Source organism: Nakamurella panacisegetis (assembly GCF_900104535.1).
Classification (GTDB): Bacteria; Actinomycetota; Actinomycetes; order Mycobacteriales; family Nakamurellaceae; genus Nakamurella; species Nakamurella panacisegetis.
This window is the reverse complement of record NZ_LT629710.1, coordinates 1,995,245-2,014,359: the sequence shown is the minus strand read 5'-3', so window position 1 is coordinate 2,014,359 and position 19,115 is coordinate 1,995,245. Positions and strand designations below refer to the sequence as shown.

At 67.6% G+C, this 19,115-nt stretch carries 6 protein-coding genes; all 6 read left to right on the top strand.

All coding sequences use genetic code 11. The features are described 5' to 3' along the window. Nucleotides 1-498: 498 nt before the first annotated feature. Nucleotides 499-6,402 (top strand): glycoside hydrolase family 3 C-terminal domain-containing protein, encoded by a 5,904-nt coding sequence (locus BLS97_RS08765; protein ID WP_090475645.1) that lies wholly within the window; start codon nucleotides 499-501, stop codon nucleotides 6,400-6,402. Between the two features lie 133 nt (nucleotides 6,403-6,535). Then, nucleotides 6,536-11,773 carry a family 78 glycoside hydrolase catalytic domain gene (locus BLS97_RS08760; protein WP_090475644.1) on the top strand — a complete coding sequence of 1,746 codons (5,238 nt, stop codon included), beginning with the start codon at nucleotides 6,536-6,538 and terminating at the stop codon, nucleotides 11,771-11,773. A gap of 315 nt (nucleotides 11,774-12,088) precedes the next feature. Then, nucleotides 12,089-14,611 (top strand): alpha-L-rhamnosidase C-terminal domain-containing protein, encoded by a 2,523-nt coding sequence (locus tag BLS97_RS08755; protein ID WP_157695312.1) that lies wholly within the window; start codon nucleotides 12,089-12,091, stop codon nucleotides 14,609-14,611. A 27-nt stretch (nucleotides 14,612-14,638) separates the two neighbouring features. After that, nucleotides 14,639-17,659, top strand: a complete 3,021-nt coding sequence (locus BLS97_RS08750) for an alpha-L-rhamnosidase-related protein (RefSeq protein WP_090475642.1) — start codon at nucleotides 14,639-14,641, stop codon at nucleotides 17,657-17,659. Nucleotides 17,660-17,701: 42 nt separating this feature from the next. After that, nucleotides 17,702-18,232, top strand: coding sequence for a DinB family protein (locus BLS97_RS08745; RefSeq protein ID WP_090481724.1), 531 nt, complete (start codon nucleotides 17,702-17,704; stop codon nucleotides 18,230-18,232). Between the two features lie 495 nt (nucleotides 18,233-18,727). Next, complete coding sequence (locus BLS97_RS08735; protein ID WP_090475640.1) at nucleotides 18,728-19,090, top strand: hypothetical protein; 363 nt, start codon at nucleotides 18,728-18,730, stop codon at nucleotides 19,088-19,090. Nucleotides 19,091-19,115 lie beyond the last annotated feature (25 nt).

Genomic DNA, 19,115 nt, shown 5'->3' with positions numbered 1-19,115 from the left:
CACCATGGTGATCACCGGCCGTCGGGTCATCTCGCCATCCTCGTCCCTACTCCGCGGACGGCAACGCGAACGAACGATCGGCAATGACCGACGTTTCAAATGAAAGTCCCAGCATTTTTAATCCGTGAATACCCTAATTATCCTGGGAAAGATCCGCCCGCGATCATTGACGAGCGGAATCACGAGCTTTACTCTCAGCTGGACCACCGCCTGATCTCGGAGTGGTTCAGCCCGCGAAGAACCGTCAGAGAGGACGATTCATACCCTTCGGATGCAGCCCCGGATAGCGCGCTGTTCCGCCGACCGCCGCCGGCGCCCCTCGCACTCATCTGCGAATGTCCTCCCCGACCTGACTTGGCCCTCGGGCTCAGCGTCGCGCGGTGCGCGGTGTACTGAAACCTTTCAGTACAGGTCACCCGTTGGTCCAATGCGTTGCGTCGCAGGCCAGTTCGGCGACGCGAACCCTGTTCGTCAAACCCTGCAATTGTGAGGAATGAAGTGAAACGACGCCCGATATCCCTCGTCGCCGCCGCGGTACTGACCGCCGGCCTACTGGTCACGCTCGAACCGGCGATCGCTCCGGCGGCTACCGCGGCCTCATCCTGCCCATGGGTCGGATCGTCGGCGAGTCCGGCGGCCAAGGCCTCGGCCGTGCTCGGCCAGATGACCCTCGACGAGAAACTGTCGATGACCCACGGCTCGTCGTCCGCGCCCGGATACGCCGGGTCGATCGCGGCAATCCCACGGTTGTGCATCCCCACCCTGACGTTGAACGACGGTGGGGCCGGGGTGGTCATGGGGGGCACGACGGCCATGCCGGCCCCCATCGCATCGGCCGCGACCTGGGACACGAACGCGCAGAACGAGTATGGGCAGGTGGTGGGCTCGGAGGCCAAGACCAAGGGGATCGACGTCAACCTGGGGCCGAACGTCAACCTGGTCCGTGACCCGCGCGGAGGACGGGCCTTCGAGTCCGCCGGTGAAGACCCTTACCTGGCCGGGGCGACCGCCACCGCGTACGTCAAAGGAGTGCAGTCGCAAGGCGTCATGGCCGATCTGAAGCACCTCGTGGCCAACGACGTCGAGCAGAACCGCAACAACGCCGACGCGGTGGTCGACGAGCGCACACTGAACGAGATCTACTACCCGGCCTTCAAGCAAGCGGTACAAGAAGGGGACGCGGCGTCCATCATGGCCGCCACCAGCTTGCTCAACGGAGTGCACAGCAACGAGAATGCCACCCTTCTGAAGGACACGGCCAAGCAGGACTGGGGATTCGACGGATTTGTCGTCACCGATTGGGACGGAGCGCGCAGCACCGTCCAGGCGGCAAATGCGCAACTCGATCTCACCATGCCGACGCCCGGCAATTTCGGTCAGCCGCTGTCCGACGCGGTCCGGAAGGGTGAAGTGCCGATCTCGGTTCTGAACGACAAGATCTCGCGCATTCTCACCGAAGAATTCCAGTACGGACTCTTCGACAACCAGACCGGCTCGACCTCGGCCGATGCCACCTCGGCGGCCCACACCAAGACGGCTCAGGACATCGCGGCCGAAGGCACCGTCCTGATGAAGAACAACAGCAACCTACTGCCGCTGGACCCGACGAGCAGTCAATCGATCGTCGTCATCGGCGAACCCGCGAAGACGGCGCCGGTCACCGGCGGCGGCGGTAGCTCGCACGTCCCGGTCGCGGCGAGCGCGGTCTCGACCATCGCCGACAGCATCGCCGCTCGGGTCGGCTCCAACGGCCACGTCGAGTACGTGGGCCCCTGGAACATCACGCCGTTCGCCACCGCCGATGCCGGGGATTCGGCCAGCAACATGCTCGACGGGCAGGCCGGCACCCGCTGGACCAGCGGCACGACCCAGGCCCCTGGACAGAGCCTGGTCGTCGACATGGGCGCCGCCCAGACGATCGATCAGATCTCGATGGACTCGACCACCAGCGCCGGCGACTACGCCCACGGTTACGAGATCTACCTGTCGACCGACGGCACCACCTGGGGTTCGCCCGTCGCCACCGGCACGGGCAGCACGCAACTGATCACCGCATCGTTCGCCACCAGCTCGGCCCGCTACGTCAAGGTCATCCAGACCGGGACCAGCAGCAGCTGGTGGTCGATCGCCGAGTTCAACGTGTACCACTCGGACGGCTCCGGAGGGCAGGTCGCGCTGTCCCGCGGCGGTCTCCACGTGCCCGGCACCACCGAAAAACTGAGCACGGTCCCGACGGCGGAGTTCACGTCGGTCGACGGCAAGCCCGGCCTCACCGCCGAGTACTTCAACAACCTGGACCTGTCCGGCACTCCTGCCCTGACCCAGATCGAGCCGAATATCGACGACCACTACACCCAGGCCCCCGGCCCGGGCGTCAACGCGGCCGGGTTCTCGGTCCGCTGGACCGGTTTCCTGACCGCCCCGGTCACCGGGACGTACACCTTCTCGATGGCCAACACCGGCGGTGTCCGGATGACCCTGGGCGGCCAGTCCGTCTTCAACGACTGGGCCCAGTACGGCCCGGGCACGTCGGCCATCCACCTGGTCGGAGGTCAGAAGACCCCGATCACGGTCGAGAACTACCAGCCGATCAACAGCGCCACCGGGCCGGTCGCCGGCACCCCGAGCAGCCCGCCCACCAACGGCTCGGTCACCCTCGGCTGGCAGACCCCGGACGTGGACGCCATCGCGGCCGCCGCCGCCGCGGCCAAGACCGCTGACGTGGCCGTCGTCGTGGTCAACGACGACGAGATGGAGGACGGCGACCGTCAGAACCTGACGCTCCCCGGGGCTCAGGACGATCTGGTCGCGGCCGTCGCGGCGGCCAACCCGAAGACGGTCGTCGTGCTGAACACCGGCGCCCCGGTGTTGATGCCATGGCTCGACTCGGTGTCGTCCGTCGTGGAGTCCTGGTACGGCGGCCAGGCAAACGGCGCTGCTCTCGCGTCGGTGCTGTTCGGCGACGTGAACCCGTCGGGCAAGCTGCCCCAGACGTGGCCGGCGAGCATGTCCCAGATGCCCACGGCCGACGCCACGCAGTACCCCGGCACCGTCGACGTCTCGACCAACACCAGCACCCTGGACTACAGCGAGGGCCTGGACGTCGGCTACCGCTGGTACGACGCGCACAACGTGACCCCGCTGTTCCCGTTCGGATTTGGGTTGTCCTACACCAGCTTCGGATTCAGCGACATAGCGGTCGGGTCACCCGCGGCCGACGGCAGCCGCAAGGTGACAGCCACCGTCACCAACACCGGGACGTCCACCGGCTCGGAAGTGGCCCAGCTCTACCTGAGCTACCCGACCGCCGCCGGAGAACCGCCGAAGACACTCAAGGGCTTCCAACGGGTCACGCTCGCGGCGGGCGACAGCACACCGGTGACGTTCACCCTGACCCAGTCCGACCTTCAGATCTGGGACAGCACCGCCCACAACTGGACGATCACCCCGGGCGACTACCAGATCCACGTCGGCGACTCGTCCCGTGATCTGCCGTTGACCGCCGGGTTCACCCTGGATGCGACCGCCGGCAACCGCTCGGCCGTCGCCACCGCGCCCGGGGGGTTGACCCCGACCAAGGGCAACGTCGTCACCACCACGCTGTCCACCGGCGGCACGCAGACCTTGACCAACGTCAAGCTCGGCCTGGATGTCCCGGAGGGCTGGACCGCCACCGCGCAGACCGCCTCGACGTTCGACAGCGCCGCCCCGGCCGACAAACTCACCACGACCTGGCTGGTGACGCCCCCGTCCAGCACCCTGAATCAGATCTTCCGGGTGGCCGCCACCGCCACGGCGGACGGCGGATACCAGACCTCGAACGGCCTGCAGGTCACCGTCGGATCGATCGTCACGGCAAAACTCACGTCCACCGCGGACATGGTCCAGTCGGGTACCCCGGCCGCGGCCAACCTGAACCTGCACAACGGCGGTGACGCGGACGCCGACGTGACCTACATGCTGACCGGCGCCACCGGCGTGACGACCAGCCCGGCGACCGCCACCGTCCACGTGCCGGCCGGCGGATCGGTCGACGTTCCGTTCACGCTGACGGCCGGGAGCGCCGCGGCCTCGGCATCGGTCGATGTCGCCCTCCAGGTGACCATCGGCGGCGTTGCCGTGCCCACCGACGGAGCCAGTCTGACCATCCCCATCCTGTTCGCCTCGCTGGCCCAGGCCTTCGGGAACGTCGGCGTCGGCGATCATTCGAACCCGGGCAACGCCAATTTCGACGGCGCCGGCTTCAGCTACTCCAAGCAGGGGCTCGCCGCGGTCGGCGTGGTGCCCGGTCAGCCGATCGTGCACGGCGGGATCACCTACACCTGGCCGGCGGCCGCCGACGGTGCGCCGGACAACGTGGTCGCGTCCGGCCAACGGATCGCGATCAACCAGGCCGCCAAATCGGTCTCGATCCTGGGTGCCGCCAGCAACGGCAATGGGACGGGCACCGGGACCGTCGTCTACACCGACGGTTCTTCGGCACCGTTCACGCTGGCCCTCAACAACTGGACGAACTCGACCCTGATCCCGCAGGACGAACTGGTCGCCACGTCCCACGAGTGGAATCCCAAGCCGGGCAGTGGCTACCCGGACGCACTCGACGTCAGCCTGTTCTCGACCACGATCACACTGGACCCCACCAAGACCGTCGCCTACCTGGCGCTCCCGTCGTCCTCGACCAGCGATCAGGCCGGCAACCAGCTGCATCTGTTCGATCTGCAGGTGACTCCGGCCGACGGCCAGGCCGCCGCCTCCACCACGACGGCGACCCTGTCGCCGGCCGCGGTTGCGGTGGGTGGTGCCACCACGGCCACGGTGCACGTCACCGGCACCGGGGGTACGCCGACCGGAACGGTGACAATCTCGGAAGGGACGACAACGCTGAGCAGCAAGGCGTTGTCGAACGGAACGGCGAACCTGAGCATCGGCGCCGACCTCGGCGTGGGTACCCACGTCCTGACCGTTTCCTACCCCGGTGACGGCAAGTTCAAGGCCTCCACCACCACCGTCACGCTCACCGTCGGGATCGCACCGACCGTCCGGGTCGTGACCACCCCGGCGGTGCCGAACACCACCGGCTGGTACACCGGACCGGTCCGACTGGCCGTCGTCGCCACCGATCCGGTCGACCCGAACCCGATGGTCCAGGCCCAGGTGGACGGAGCGGACTGGGCGCAGATCTCGGCCCCGTTGCAGTTCACCACCGACGGCACCCACACCGTGAGGGTGCAGGCGACCAACGCCGCCGGCATCACCTCGGCCGCGTCGACCTGGTCGGTGAAGATCGACCAACTGGCTCCGGTCTCCAACGTCACGTTCGACGATGTCGCCCGCACGCTCACCTTCACCGCAGCCGACGGCACGTCGGGCGTGAGTCGCATCGAGTACCAACTCCCGGGTGGCGGATGGATCACCACCCTCGGATCGGTGACGGTCGGCAACGCCGCCGCCGTGGTCAACTACCGGGCCATCGACAAGGCCGGCAACATCGAAGCGACGCATCAGGTCTCGGTGCCGAAGGTCGGCGTCACCCTGCTGGACTCCAGCACGGTCGCGTCACTCTCGAAGAGCTCGGTCGTGGTCGGCGGAACCGTCGCCATGACGGTCAAGGTCGGCGGGTCGGGGGCAACGCCCAGCGGCACGATTCGGGTGACGTCCGGTGGCGTGCAGGTCGGGCAGGCCACCCTCACCGGCGGTAGGGCCACGCTGACCATCAAGGGCAGCACGTTCCGCACCGGGCACTACACGCTGAAGGTCGCCTACAGCGGTAACGCGGTCTACGCGGCATCGTCCGACAGCGTGGCGCTGACCGTCACGAAGGCGGTCTCGGCCATCAGGATTACCTTGTCCTCGGCCCGCGTCGCCTACGGCACCACGGTGCGGGCGACGGTCAGGGTGACCGCGGCCGGTGTCACCGGCACCGGCCTGGTGACCATCAAGGACGGGAGGACGGTCATCGGAGTCGGCCGGCTGGCCGCCGGATCCGTAGTCGTCAAGCTGCCGACCCGCCTGTCGGTCGGGACCCACACCCTCACCGCCACCTACGGCGGCGACCCTTCGGTCAATACCTCTGTCGGCACCACCAAGTTGGTCGTGGTCAAGGCGGCCAGCACCGTCAAGGGCCAAGTCACACCGACCCGGATCACCACGACGACAAAGGCGAAGATCGCCGTCACCGTCACGACCCGAGCTCCCGGGACCACGCCCTCCGGCACGGTCACGGTGAAGGTCACCAGTGGATCCCACGCCAAGGCCACCACCACGGTTCACCTGACTCGAGGCAAGGCCACCGCAACTCTCCCCCGTCTGGCCGTCGGCACCTACACGGTGACTCTCGCCTATCCCGGCTCGACGGTGCTCGCACCTTCGACCTCGAAGGCCACCGTCAAGGTCGTTCGCTGAGCGGGTGAGCAAAGGCGATTGCCCCGGTCCGGCGGATCCGGGGCAATCGCCGATTTCCAGGCATATTCCCTCTGCGGCAAGCCATCCCCCCAACCTGAATCTTCGGCTCTCGGCTTCACGAAAGGTTCCACTCGTGCCCACTCTGCTCAGGCGCCCGGCGCACCGGTCCCGAGCCATCTCGCTCGGCGCCGTCGTCATCCTGGCGGCCGGCCTGCTGATCGGCAACGCCGGTACGGCCGCCGCCGCGACGGCCCAGGAGGTGAGCACGGCCCTGACCGTGAGCGATCTGCACGTGAACGACGCCACCGTGCCACTGGGGGTTGACGCCGACCACATCGGCTTCAGCTGGCACTTGCACACCGATGTGCGCGCTGTGGTGCAGAACAGCTACCGGGTCGAGGTGGCGAGCACCGCCGCCGATCTGGCCGGCGGCACGTCGCTCGTGTGGGACAGCGGTGAGGTGGCCTCCGGTGTCATGTCGGATATCAGCTACGCCGGTCCGGCACTGGCGTCCGACACCAGGTACTACTGGCGCGTACTCTCGGCCACCGATCACGCCGGCAGTGCGTGGAGCGCCCCGAGTTCCTTCCTGACCGGGCTGCTCACCGATGCCGCCACGGATGCCCAGTGGGTCGGTTCTCCGACTAAGGTGATCGGTGCCGACTGGAGCGACTATTCCGTCGATACCGATCTGCGCATCGTCGCCGAAACCGCAACCATCTATTTCCGCGCGAACCAGGCCACGAACTCCTACATGTGGCAGCTGGCCGTCGACGGTGATCATCTCGATTTCAAGCCTCACCTTCGCGTCAACGGCGGCTACACCGTCCTGGACCAGATCGCGATCCCGACCACTCTGGTGCCGACATCGACTCTCCACCAGGCGCACCACCTGAAGATCTCGGCGGTCGGCTCGGTCATCACGACCTGGTTGGACGGCACACAGATCGACCAGCGGGCCGACACCACCTACAAGTCCGGCGGAATCGGGTTCCGCACCACGGCCAGCGAGACCGCCGTCTTCAGCAACATGAAGGTCGTGGCCATTCCCGACGGCTCCGTGCTGCTCGACCAAAGCTTGATCGAGAATCCTTTCTCCGGCGGCTCTCCAGGGCCGGACGGCCTCACTGTCACCAACGCGTCACCGATGCTGGTCGCCGACGGCAGTGACGCCTGGGCCGACTACCGGGTGGACATCACGTTTCAGATCGTCGCGCAGGCCGCCACTGTCTATCTCCACTCGAGCGCCACCGGGTCCGATTCCTACATGTGGCAGTTCAACGATTTCGACGGGAACGGCCAGTTGCTCTTCAAACCCCACCTGCGTGTTGGTGGCGGCTACGAGCAACTGGCCGCAGTGCCGATCCCGACTTCGATCGTGCCGATCGCCGACGTCGACAAGCCGCACAAGCTCTCCGTCGAACTCCTGGGCGATCACATCACGACCTGGATCGACGGACAGAAGATCGACGAGCGCGACCTGGCCAATCATCCGGCCGGAGGGATCGGCTTCCGCCAGACCGACACCGAGACCGCCATCTTCTCGGCCCTGTCGGTGACGCAGTTGCCGGACGAGAAGTTGCTGGCCCACTCGGATCTGACCGTCACGGATCAGCCCGTGTTCGACGGTGGAACCTACGTGGCCGACGGCCTACAGATCCACGACGCCGACGTCATGCTGGCCCAGCATCAGGACCGAACGCCGCTCGTCCGGAAGGACTTCACGCTCGACCAGCCGTCGGACCACATCAAGCAGGCCACCCTCTACAGCACGGCCGAGGGAAACTACGGCGCTCGGCTGAACGGCAACTGGGTCAATGACGACCGACTTTCTCCCGGATCGAGTGACTACCGCGATCGGATCTACTATCAGAGCAGCGATGTCGCCTCTCAGCTCCGCACCGGGCCGAACACGATCGGCGCGCAGTTGGCGCCCGGGTGGTACGCCGGGAACGTCGCCTGGTTCGGGCCCAACCAGTTCGGCAACTCGCCTGCGTTCTGGGCCCAACTGATGATCACCTACGACGACGGCACGACCCAGCAGATCAAGACCGACAGCACGTGGTCCTCCGGTCACGGCAGCCTGGTCCAGGCCGACATCATCAACGGTGAAACCGATGACGTCCGTGCGGACCCGACGGGCTGGGATCAGCCCGGCTTCGACGCGGACACCTGGAAGCCGGTCGCCACCTCGGCCGCCGACCCGAAGGTGCTCGTCGCCCAGATCGGACCGACGATCCGCCCGGTCGCGCAGACCGCCCCGGTCTCGCGCCGCGAGGTCCGGCCCGGCATCTGGGTATTCGATCTGGGACAGGAGATCTCCGGTGTGGTGCGGTTCTCCGCCACCGGACCCTCCGGGACGACGATCAAGCTTCGGCATGCGCAGGACGTCAGCACCGACGGCTCGCTCTACACCGGCAATTTGCTGGCCGGATCACCACCGTTCCTGGCTCTGCAGACCGACACCTTCATCCTGGCCGGCAGCGGAGCGGAATCCTTCGAGCCGCGGTTCACCTACCACGGCTTCCGGTATTTCGAGGTCACCGGGTATCCGGGTACGCCGCAACTGGCGGACTTCACGGGCATCTCGATCGGATCGGCTGTACCGACGAACGGGACGCTCGCGACGGGCAATTCGATGCTCGACAAATTGCAGTCCAATATCGCGTGGAGTTTGCAGAACAACCTGATGTCCATTCCCACCGACACCAACGCGCGGGCCGAGCGCCTCGGCTGGGCGGGCGATGCCACTTTCTCCTCGCACATCGCGACCTACAACTACGACATGGAGGAGTTCTACCGCAAGTGGATGCATGACGTCACCTACACGCAGGCTGCCTCCGGACTGGTCAACAACGTGGCACCGGCCATCCCGCAACTGACCGGCGGCGGGTACGGCGGCGGATGGGGCGATGTGATCATCGCGATCCCGTACGCGTCGTGGCAGCGGTACGGCGACACCAGCATCATCGCCGAGAACTACGACGCGATGAAGAAGTGGGTGCTCTTCCTCGAGGCGCACAGCAACGGGACATATCTGCTCGGTGACGACATGGGGCCGGCCGGCGACTGGATGAACGGCGGCGAGAACACGCCCGGTTCGTTCACCGCCACCGCCTACTTCGGCTGGGACGCCATGGTTCTCGCCGATATGGCGACCGCCGTCGGCAAGTCCGATGACGCCCGGCGCTTCGAGGCCATCCACAGTTCCATCAGTGCAGCCATGGTGGATCACCACATCATCGGGTCGGACGGCACGCTCAACCCGGACACCCAGGCCGCCTATGTCATGTCGCTGTACGCGGACCTGGTTCCCACCTCCTTGCGGTCCGCCGCCGGGGCCAAGTTGGTCGGCAAGATCCAGGCCAACGGCGTTCACCTCACCACCGGATTCGCCGCAACCGGCTGGGCTCTCCCCGTCCTCACCGAGATCGGCCGCAGCGATCTGGCCTACCAGTTGCTGCAGCAGACCAGCTATCCGTCGTGGGGCTACATGATCGGTAAGGGGGCCACCACGATCTGGGAACGGTGGGACTACATCCTGCCGAGCGACGGCGCCTTCAACCCCAACGTCCTCGGGAGTTCGGCCGATCATGCCGTCTTCGGCGCGGTCGGCGACTGGATGTACGAGAACATCGGCGGGATCGTCAGCGATCCGGAACAGCCCGGTTACCAGAAGTTCTCGATCGTTCCTCGACCCGGCGGGAGTATCACCACCGGGGCCGGAACGGTCGATTCGCGCTACGGGAAGATCAGCTCGAGCTGGCGCGTCGACCCGACCGACGGTGGCGTCGACCTGGACGCGACCATTCCCACCGGCTCGGTCGCGACGGTCTCCATCCCGGTGCCCGCCGGTGACGTGGTCCGCGAAGGCGGCACCCTGGCCGCCGACGCCGACGGCGTGACGTTCGTGAAGAACGTCGGCGGTCGGGCGGTCTTCACGGTCGGATCCGGCACGTACCGATTCACCACCGGGCCGGCCTCCGTGGCCTCCCCACCGGTGGTGACACTGGCGACCACGCCGGGGACTCCGAACGGGACAAACGGCTGGTACACGACGCCGGTGACCCTGACGGCAACGGCCACCGACGCCAGCGACCCTCAGCCGGTCGTGCAGGCTCAGATCGACGGAGCCGACTGGGCACAGCTCTCGACCCCGCTGCCGTTCACCACCGACGGCACCCACACCGCGAGCGTCCGGGCGAGGAACGCAGCGGGGCTCATCTCAGCCCCTGTTGGCTGGACGGCTAAGATCGACTGGACCGCCCCGGTTTCGAACGTCACATTCGACGCGCCCTCTCGCACACTGACTTTCGCGGCCGACGACAACACTTCCGGGGTCGCGAAGGTCCAGTACGAACTGCCGGGCGGAGGTTGGGTCGCCGCCGACGGCCCGATCCCGGTCGGCGCCACCGCGATGACGGTGAGCTACCGCGCAGTCGACAACGCCGGCAACATCGAAGCGGCACATCAGATCTCGGTGCCCAGGGCCGGAGTCACGCTCCTTGGTTCCAGCACCGTGGCCTCGTTGGGCCGGAGCTCGGTGGCCGTCGGCGGGACGGTCCCGTTGAACGTCAAGGTCGGTGGCGCCGGCGCAACCCCCACCGGCACGGTTCGGGTGACGTCGGCTGGGGTGCAGGTCGGTCAGGCCACCCTGGTCGGAGGCCGAGCCACCGTGTCCGTCAGGGGCAGCGCCTTCCGCCCCGGGCCCCACACCCTGAAGGTCGCCTACAGCGGCAACGCGACCTACGCGGAATCGGCCGACACCCTCGCTCTGACCGTCACCAAGGCCGCCTCGACGACCAAGATCACGTTGTCCGCGGCCAAGGTCGCCTACGGCTCGACGAACAAGGTCACCGTCAAGGTCACCGCCACCGGCGTGGGCCCCACCGGAACCGTCACCATCAAGGACGGCCGGACCACCGTCGGAACCGGTCGCCTGGCCGCCGGCACCGCCGTGATCACACTGCCGATCCACGTGGCGGTCGGAACCCACACCCTGACCGCCACCTACATCGGCGATGCCTCCGTGAACACCTCGACGGCGAGCACCAGGCTCGTCGTGGTCAAGGCGGCCACCACGGTCAAGGGCAAGTTCACGCCGGCCAGGATCACCACGACCACCAAGGCCACAGTGGCGATCACCGCCACCTCCAAACCGTCCGGGACCACAGCCGTCGGAGTGGTGACGGTCCGGGTGACCGCCGGAGGCCGCACCGTCACGACCACGACTGTCCGCCTGAACCAAGGCAAGGCCACCGCAACCCTGCCCCACCTCGCGGCCGGGACCTACACGGTGACTCTCGCCTATCGCGGCTCGACCCTGCTGGCCGCGTCGACCTGGAAAGCCACCGTCAAGGTCCTTCGCTGATTGGCAATCGGCTTACCCATTTTTGTCTCGGTCAAACCCGCAGAGATCGCCGCGGCGCCGAAAGCGGGACATTTGCATTCGAAGAATATCGGTTTTCGCAGCGCGAAATATCGCCTGAATCCTTGACACCCGCCCGGTTGCGACTGCACGATGAGTTGCTCGTCATTCATGCCAAAATGTGGTTGATTTCTCACGTTTTCCCGCCGGGGGCGCTGATGAACGTTGGCCCGGCCGGCCCGTTCGATCGAGAGGACCGCAATGATGCGAAACTGGACACGACACCATTTCCGAGCCAGCCTGGCGACCGTGGGATCGGTGGCCGTCATTCTCGTCGGAACAGTGGCGGCGACATCGGTCACGACGGCTCACCGGAGCCCCGCCACGGCGGCGGCCACGGTCGGCGGCCTCCTCGGGCTACCGGCCATCAGCACGGCGCAGAGTTACAACCTCTCGCCCGCGTCGCGCACCCTGCATCCCACCGCGACCACCGAGAGCACCGGCCTGCTGGCCGACTACGTCTCCGCCGCGTCCTCCACCTCCGAGCTGTCCGCGCATGCGCTGCAGACCATCGGCGCCGGGTCCAGTGTGATCACGGTCGACGGCGCCCCGGTTCGCCGCAGTGGTACCGATCCGGATGCCAGCTTCTCATACCTGCTGCACGGCAGCGGAAAAGGCACTCAGACCGTCCGAGTCGAAGAGGCCGGCAGCGCTTCATCGAGCTATGACGTGCTGGTCGGCAACACGGTGGTCCACACCCGCCGGCCGACGTCCGCGGACTACGCGTTCGGCGGTCGCGCGATCGGTCTGGAGCACTACTCGTTCACCGTGCCGGCGAAGTACATCGCCGCCGATGGCACCTACCGGCTGACGTTCCGCAACACCGCCGCCCCCGGTGACGGCGCGCAGATCGCCGGCGTCTGGGATTCCGCGACGGCCGGTGCCGCCCAGGCACCGTTCGGCGGATCGGTGACGAACCCCAAGGGGGCGTTGACCACCGGCAGCACCGTGTTGAAGTCGGACATCTTCGGCAAGCCCTACGTCATCTACGACTTCGGGAAGGACGTCGCCGGCACCATCAGTTTCAACGCCGACAGCCGCTCGGGATCACCAAAGGTCGGCGTGGCGTTCAGCGAGTCGACCCAATTCCTCACCACGCAGTCCGATTTCAGCCAGGATCCGAGCGGCGTCGCCACCGAAACCCACTTCTTCCAACCGGCGCCCGGTAGGAGCGCCGTCAACGATTCGGTGATTCGTGGCGGCTTCCGCTACCTCATGGTCTTCCTCGACACCCCGGGTGAATTGGCGGTCTCGAACCTGACCCTGCATTTCACCGCCGACCCGGACAACCCCGATCTGCGGAACTACCAGGGTGCCTTCCTCTCCAGCGACACCACGCTCAACAAGCTCTGGTACTCCGGTGCCTACACCACCCAACTGGCGACCATCGCGTCGAACACCGGGCGCCCGTACCCGGCCCAGCCGGGCCCGGTGGCCAACAACGTCACCGTCGCCAAGGGCACCAGTTTCCTGTCCGACGGCGCCAAGCGGGACCGGCTCGACTGGGGCGGCGACAACGTCGTCTCGGGCCCGGTGTCGCTGCTGACCACCGGCCGCGGACAGGCCGTGCAGAACAGCATCGAATGGTTCGGCGACCACCCGTTCCCGAACGGCGAGATCCCCGGCGTGTACCTGCCGGCGCCGGCCGGCTTCCAGTCGGCGTGGGGCGAGTACGCGGCCTGGTGGGTCCACAACTACTGGAACTACTACCTCTACACGGGTGACCGCAGCTTTCTGGACAGCTACTACTCCGCGATGAAGGGCAATCTCGCCTGGTTCGCCACGCAGGTCGGCAGCGACCACTTGTGGAACGTGTCCGGCTCGACCAACGGGCACTGGGGTTACGGCGAATCGGGACAGGAGACCTACGACAACGCCGTCTACGCCCTGGCTCTGCAGGACGCGGCGGCCGCGGCCGCCGTCGAGGAGGACTCCTCGGCCGCAACCAGCTACACCACCCGGGCCAGCCAGACCGCCGCGGCGGTCAACGCGACCCTGTGGGACGACACCGCCGGCGCCTACCGCGTACTGCCGAACAGCGCCGCGCACCCGCTGGACGGCAACGCCATGGCGGTCGTGGCCGGGATCGCCACCGGCGACCGGGCCACCCGCGCGCTGGCCTTCGTGCACAAGACGCTCGGCACTCCGAACGGTGAACTCGCCGTGGACAGCGCCGACAACAACAGCGTGTCCAACGTGATCAGCCCGTTCGTGTCCTACCAGGAACTGCTCGCCGACTCGGCCCTCGGAACGTCGGCTGGAGATACCCAGGCGATCTCCGACCTCCGGCGGACCTGGGCGCACATGCTCACCGGCGACACCGCCGGCACGTTGTGGGAAACCGTCTCCCCCACCGGCGGTCTCGGGCTGGGCTCGTACACGTCGATGGCACACGGCTGGGGCACCGGGCCGACGGCCTACCTGACCAACCAGTTGCTCGGAGTGACGCCGACCAGCGGTGGGTTCGCCACCTTCCAGATCGCTCCGCGACCGGCCGGTGGCGTCACCTGGGCCGAGGGCACCGTGCCGACACCGCAGGGGGCGATCCAGGCCGCCTGGCGCCAGACCGGTCAGAGCTTCCAGATCGCCGTCACCGCACCCACCGGCAGCACCTACCGGATCGTCCTGCCCGCCGGCACCGGCACGGTCGTCGTCGGCGGCAACACCGTCTACCGGGCCGGGCACGCCGTCGCCGGCGCCGCTACGGGAACGGTCAGCCGCAGCGGCACCGATCTCGTCCTGACCGGCCTGCACGGCACCTCCGTCATCACCACTTCCTGACCTGAAGATCAACCGGGAGCCCCTGCCATGATGCGAATCCGACCGTTGCTCGTCACGCTGTCCGCCGGCGTCCTGCTGGCCGCCGGCGCGGTGAGCCCGAGTGCCGCAGCGACCGCAGCCGCCGACGCGATCCAGCCGGCCGCCGCCGCCGTCACCGGTCCCCAACCCGGGAAGTGGCAGCAGTATGTCGACAGCCCGGCCTCCCGGACCATCAAGCCGACAGCCGTGGTGCACGCCTTGGCCCGGTCCGGATCGATCACCGGGCCGGCGACCAACGCGTTGGCCGTCGATGGCAAGTCGGTCCGGCTCACCAGCACTGGCAACCGCACCGGTTCTCCGCTGCTCACGGTCGATCTCGGACAGGACGTCGGTGGATTGGCCAACGTCCGCATCCTGGCCGCGTCCAATCCGAGGCCGGCGCTGCACGCCTGCTTCTCGGAGTCGTTGGCGTACCTGGCGTTGACCGGCTCCGAGAACAACGGTGAGGGCAACGTGGCTCCCGGCTGCGACACGGCGAACATCTTCAACGGTTTCCCCGGGGTCGGCTACACCTACGACAGCGACTCGCACCAGTTGGACATCCCGGCCACGCTCCCGGGGACGGCGACGGACAAGGTGCTGCGCGGCGGCTTCCGCTACCTGACCCTGTTCCTGGACGGACCCGGTTGGGTCGACGTCGACGGCGTCACGGTGACCTTCACGGCGGCCCCGGCCCAGACGGACCTGCGGAACTATGCCGGCCACTTCCTGTCCAGCGACGACACTGTGAACAAGATCTGGTACGCCGGGGCGTACACCACCCAGCTCGACACCGGGGCCGCGAACACCGCGAAGTCGTGGCCGTACGTGGACGGTGAGGCCGACTCCTCCAATGCCGTCGTCCCCGGGGCCGACCCGACCAAGGAGGTCATCTACGACGGCGGCAAACGCGACCGCATCGTCTGGCAGGGCGACCTGGCGGTGGAAGGCCCGGTGACGTACCTGTCGACCGGTGACAAGGACGCGGTGGAGAACTCATTGGCATCGTTGGCCTCCCAGCAGTTGGCCGATGGGTACGTACCGGCCGAGAGTCTGGTCGGCGGTCACAACACCGGCGAGGAACGCACCTACGGCGAATACGTCACGTGGTTCGTCAACAACATGCAGCAGAACTGGATGTACACCGGCGACAAGGCATTCCTGACGAAGTGGTGGCCAGCCGTGCAGAAGGCCATGGCCTGGCTGGAGTCGGTGCGGCAGCAGGACCCGCAGGGTCTCATCTCGTTCGGCGCGGCGAATTCCTGCGGCCATTACGGCTACACCGATTGCGGGCACGAGACCTACATCAACGCCCTCTACGTCCGGAATCTCCAGCAGGCCGCATCACTGGCGAAAGTGATGGGCGACAACAGTTCGGCCACGACCTACGCCACCACGGCGAGGACGGTCAGCGCCGCGATCAACGCCCAGCTCTGGGATCCGGCGGCCGGCGCGTACCGCTATTCACGGGAGACGCCCGACTCGTATCCGCAGGACGCCAACGCGACCGCGGTCCTCACCGGTGTGGCCACCGGCACGCGGGCGACCAGTGCGCTGGCCTATCTGCGCGCTCACAACTGGTCCACCCTCGGTTCGCTCACCGTGCCGGTCGCCACTGCGCCGGCATCCCTCCCCGCCTTCTACGCGCCGCTGTCGTCCGGCTTCGAGGTCGATGCCCGCTTGGCTCAAGGCGGAAGCGATCCGCTCGTCGGGCAGTCGGGCGAACAGCTGGTCAAGAACTTCTGGGGCTGGATGCTGCAGCAGGATCCGGGCACGACCTTCTGGGAGCACGTCGAGCCCAACGGGACGCCCAACCTGTCGCAATTCTCGTCGCTGGCTCACGGATGGGCGAGCAGTCCAACGGTTTCGCTGACCCAGAGCGTGCTCGGACTGACTCCGGCCTCCGGCGGCTACGCGACCTGGACCGCACGGCCGACCCCGGGCTCGCTGAGCTGGGCCGAGGGCACGGTTCCCACCCCCCACGGCGACCTGGTCGCGTCGTGGCAGCACAGCCGGTCCGGATTCTCGCTGCAGCTCACTGCACCCAAGGGCACGTCCGGTTCGGTGCAGGTCCCGACCTTCGGTGACACGGTGAAGGTGACCGTCGACGGCAGGACGGTGTGGGACGGCAAGCACGGCAGTGCGTCTCTCCAGAACGGGTACGTGATCGTCAACCACGTCGGTGCCGGCAAGCACACCGTGGTGGCCACCCCGACGAGCGCGGTCAGGACCACGGTCTCGCTGGCCGCCTCGGCCGATACGACGTCGGTTGCACCTGGCTCGACCGTGCACCTGACCACCACCCTGACCGGCCGCGCGAGCGGCAACCTCACCGGGAGCCTGACCGTCACCGGCCCCACCGGCTGGGTGGTCAGCCCGGCCACCACCAGGATCAGCGCCGCGAGCGACGGGCGGGTGATCAGCCGCACCGTGGACATCTACGCGTACGTGTCACCGCAGGCCGCGAGCGGAACCCCTTCGCTGAAGGTGAGCTTCGCCGGCAGCGGGGCCTCGGCCAGCACCAGCGTGCCATTCTCGTTGCAGCGCACCACCGTTCTGTACGACTTCGAGTCGGGCACACAGGGGTGGGTGGCCGGGTCCAACGTCACGTCGGTCGCCGCCGTCGGCAGCTTCGCGAACGGCCCGGGCCGACCCGAGCAAGGGAGTGGGGCGCTGGAGGCCACCGGCACCGGAACCGCGGCTGACGCCCCGCGCACGATCTCGGTGACTCCGTCGACGCCCCTGAACCTTTCCGGCGCCACCACCCTCGCCGTGGCGATGGACGCCTACGGTGGGGCCCCAGGGGCAACCGGCTACTCCGGGACCATCGTCGTCACCGCTACCGACGGCACCACCGCGCAGATCACCGCCCCGATCAACCCGGACAGCTGGACCACCCTGACGGTCGATCTGTCCGGGTTCGCCGGACGCGACTCGGTCACCTCGATCTCGGCGTCGATGCATGCCGTCGGCAGCTCCCAGACCTGGCAGCCGCGATTCCAGATCGACGACGTCAGAACGATCACCTGACCTCGCGGGATGGACCGGGTTCGGGTCGTAGACTCCGGGCGCATGACGGACATCGACGCGCAGGGCCGCCCGCAGCCCCCGCTCGCCGCGGGCGAGGCGGACACCCTGATGGGCTTCCTGGAATTTCAGCGGGCCACGCTCGCCTGGAAGTGCGAGGGCCTGGACGCGGCCGACTTGCGCGCCACTGTCGCGCCGTCGTCGATGACGTTGGGCGGGCTGCTCAAGCACCTCAGTTACGTCGAGGACCACTGGTTCTCCCGGTGGTTCGCCGGTGCCGATCCCCTCCCACCGTGGGACACCGCCGACTGGAGTTCCGACCCGGACTGGGAGTGGCGCTCGTCGACCGACGACCCCCCCGGGTACCTGCACGGATTGTGGCGGGACGCGGTGGCCCGGTCTCGTTCAGTGATGACCGAAGCGCCTGATCTCGGGCAGCTCGCCGTCCGAACCTGGCCGGACGGGCGGGCCCCCAGCCTGCGCTGGATCCTCTGCCACATGATCGAGGAGTACGCCCGCCACAACGGACACGCCGACCTGCTCCGCGAGTCGATCGACGGACAGACCGGCGAATAGTCGGTCCGTACCGCGCAGTTCGGGCTTCCCGCGCCGCCTCCTATGCCGCCTGGCCGTCTTCTCCGTGGTGGTCACGTTCTTCCCGCTGCATCACTGGATCGACCCCGAGGACGGGACCTGGCCGACCCTGTGTGGCCTCAATCGGCACAACGACTCCGTCCAGCTCGGCACAGTCGTGATCATCGCCGAGGTGGTCATCCTCCTGGGGCCGCCGTCCTACGCCCCCGCGACCGGGCGCTGCCCATCGTCATGGCCCTGCTGGCGGTGCCGGAGGCGGTGATCCTGCTCAGCCACACCGGTGTCCCCGACGGTGCGGCCCTGTCCCCGACGGGCACGACGGGCGATCGTCGTCGGGATCGTCGGCATTCTCGTCGCGTTGACCGCCGCCGTGCACGTGCCGCTCGTGGCCCGGTCGGCCCGGACCGGCGGGTAGCCACCGATCCGGCCCGCGGAATTCCGCTCGCCCGCCCGGTCGCGCCCGGTTAAGCTCGCCCGATGATCGAGGGTGGGCGACGGCGGCGCAATCAGCCGGCGCCTCCGCACATCATCTTCGACGCCCTGACCGATCCCGATCACGACCCGGCGCGGCCGTGGCTGATCCTCGAAGACGACGAGCAGCGACCGAGAATCCTGTCCGCCGACCCACCGAGAATGCTGGTGTGGTCGTCCCTGTGGCCGAGCCGGCCGGATGCACAGATCCGATTCGATCTGCCCTACGACGCGGCCCGCGCCGGGACCGACCTGACCTGGATGCTGCTGCTGAACGAGCCGAGGCCGGACGACTCGAAGCTGGGCTACTTCCGCAAGCGCATCAATACGCTGATCAACGGAAACCTGCGCTACAGCTTCGGCAACTAGCTCTCAGCCGGGAACGACAAACCGG

Coding starts and splice junctions, on each gene's coding strand:
- BLS97_RS08750 (WP_090475642.1), top strand. CDS start 14,639: ATGATGCGAATCCGACCGTTGCTCGTCACGCTGTCCGCCGGCGTCCTG.
- BLS97_RS08745 (WP_090481724.1), top strand. CDS start 17,702: ATGACGGACATCGACGCGCAGGGCCGCCCGCAGCCCCCGCTCGCCGCG.
- BLS97_RS08735 (WP_090475640.1), top strand. CDS start 18,728: ATGATCGAGGGTGGGCGACGGCGGCGCAATCAGCCGGCGCCTCCGCAC.